This is a genomic window from Pseudomonas oryzihabitans, from assembly GCF_032027545.1.
Classification (GTDB): domain Bacteria; phylum Pseudomonadota; class Gammaproteobacteria; order Pseudomonadales; family Pseudomonadaceae; genus Chryseomonas; species Chryseomonas oryzihabitans_F.
Genome location: NZ_JAVSJB010000085.1, coordinates 1 through 808, shown reverse-complemented (window position 1 = coordinate 808; position 808 = coordinate 1). Strand labels below are relative to the sequence as shown.

Genomic DNA, 808 nt, shown 5'->3' with positions numbered 1-808 from the left:
CTACAATAAGGAGCGAATCAAATTGGCACTGGGTGGGCGCAGTCCAGCTGAATATCGTCTGGCAATAGCGAAAGCTGTGAATACCTGTGACGAATAGGACGTTTGCCTCATAGCTACCGCAGAGTCGATCGGTTTCTAGACCCTCGGCGTTTGAGGAGTGCAGGCATGCTCCGGGTCTCAATAAGCAGTGGCAGGCATGTCGGCTTCAAGAACGAGCCATCTTCAAAGTCATCTGCTGCGCTGCTATGATCCGCTAAGGAGATGGCATTCCTCCTCAAACCGCCTCGTGCTGATGATGCCTACGTAACCCCTTGGCAGGGTGCGTAGGTGCGCCCTGTCTTTTTCGAGGACAGCGCTATGCACCGACCATATCCCTCCCCGGCCCCTAGTCTTCCATTCCCCTTGGGAGACGTTCCATGCTGAAGCCGCTCATAGCCATCGCACTCGGTGCGACCTTGGGTGCCTGGCTCCGTTGGATACTGGGCTTGAAGCTAAATGCCTGGTTCCCGTCGCTCCCGCCTGGGACGGTCGTTGCGAATCTTGTAGGTGGCTACATCATCGGAATGGCCGTAGCCATCTTCGCTGCTTGGCCCGGGATTGCGCCTGAATGGCGGCTGTTTCTGATCACCGGATTTTGCGGCGGCTTAACCACCTTCTCGACGTTTTCTGCTGAGACACTGATGCTAATCCAGCAAGGAAGGCTGCTCATGGCGCTGACTGCAATCAGCGTTCATGTCGTGGGGTCCCTGTGCATGACAGCCCTGGGTATCTTGACCATCAACCTGCTGCACCCACGCTAAAGGCAATA

1 protein-coding gene and 1 riboswitch are annotated in these 808 nt (G+C 56.1%); the gene reads left to right on the top strand.

Features of this window, described 5'->3' with window-relative positions:
• The first annotated feature begins 248 nt into the window (after nt 1-248).
• Nucleotides 249-309: riboswitch (Fluoride riboswitch) on the top strand.
• 107 nt (nt 310-416) lie between these two features.
• The gene (gene crcB, locus RND78_RS27820; RefSeq protein WP_027597932.1) at nt 417-800 is read left to right on the top strand and encodes a fluoride efflux transporter CrcB; all 384 of its coding nucleotides are present in this window, start codon (nt 417-419) and stop codon (nt 798-800) included.
• Nucleotides 801-808 lie beyond the last annotated feature (8 nt).

Bases quoted from the DNA above. Each gene is read 5' to 3' on its own strand.
- crcB (WP_027597932.1), top strand. From the start codon at position 417: ATGCTGAAGCCGCTCATAGCCATCGCACTCGGTGCGACCTTGGGTGCC.